This window comes from Kitasatospora sp. NPDC023176, assembly GCF_055560495.1.
The window spans coordinates 1-1137 of sequence record NZ_JBVHIP010000100.1 but is presented as its reverse complement, the minus strand read 5'-3'; the positions used below and the strand labels follow the sequence as shown (position 1 = coordinate 1137).

The window sequence follows — 1137 nt, the reverse complement described above, 5'->3', positions numbered from 1 at the left end:
CTCAAATCCCTCGCCGACTACCTCGCCAAGATCAACCCAACCAGCCCATCCTCATAGAAATAATTACCCTCGTGATTTGCGGCGCATGACACTAGCCGGGGCGAGCGGGCCCGGCGCGGGCAAACTCACAACGCCCCGGGGCGAAACTCACCGCCCCTTCCCCGAAACTCCCCGGCACAGGTCGCGAGGGTAGCCGAACTCTCCCGCGCGAATCAGAGGATTGCGCCAGGGGTGAAAGTCGGTTCAGGCCTGGCGCCAGCTCACGAGCTGCAGAAGTCGGCTCCTCCGCCCTCCGTCAGCTCAGCTCGTCTGATGAGTAGATCTCCTGCGCCTAGCGTCGCGTCCGGCGGCCAGGGCCCGTGTCTGCCGGATGAGCGCATCCGGTCAAGAGGCAGCTGGTTCCCTCACGACGTGGGAACACTGCGCGAGGACTACACACACATGCGGAAAGGCGCAGCATGAGCCAGCCAGGCGGAACATCACACAACGATCAGCACCTCGCTCGAGCGGCACAGGCCATCGGCAGTATGGGACTCGTATCGCCCCTGCCGGCGCCGCCCGTAGCCGCCGCGCCTGGGCCCGACGAGACCTGGGACCTCGACGGAGGTTGGGCGTGGGTCTACTACGGGGCGGGAAACGGTGGCCTGGTTCGGCCTCTGGTCCTTTCCGACGGGTTCGACAGCGGCCCCAGCCTGTTGGACCACATCTGGGACGGGTGGAACGGCCAGGGTTTCCCATTCTTCAGCGAGCTGCTGGCCCGCGGCAGGAGCCTGGTCATCATCGGCTACGCCGAGCGAAGTGCATCGATCCTGGACAATGCCGAGGTCGCGATCGAGGCGATCTTGAAGACCATCCGCAACCAGCCGGACAGGAATGGGGGTCTGGTGGTCGGGGGCTACAGCATGGGCGGCCTCATCACCCGGTACGCCCTGGCCAAGATGGAGTTCGAGGGCGAGGACCACCAGACGGCCACCTACTTCAGCTATGACACGCCTCACCGCGGTGCCTGGATTCCCATCTCGGTTCAGGCGTTCGCGCACTATGAGGTTCCCCCGACGTGCGGAAGGTTGCCGGAGATGGCCTGATTGGCCATGAGAAGGGAGCCTCTGCCATGGCCGCACCGATGAAGTACCCGCC

1 protein-coding gene is annotated in these 1137 nt (G+C 65.1%); it reads left to right on the top strand.

The annotated features are described in order from the left end of the window. Window positions 1–458: 458 nt before the first annotated feature. On the top strand, window positions 459–1085 hold the full coding sequence (locus tag ACZ3YL_RS42480; protein ID WP_465663211.1) for an alpha/beta hydrolase: 627 nt from the start codon (window positions 459–461) through the stop codon (window positions 1083–1085). Window positions 1086–1137: the final 52 nt, after the last annotated feature.

Coding starts and splice junctions, on each gene's coding strand:
- ACZ3YL_RS42480 (WP_465663211.1), top strand. CDS start 459: ATGAGCCAGCCAGGCGGAACATCACACAACGATCAGCACCTCGCTCGA.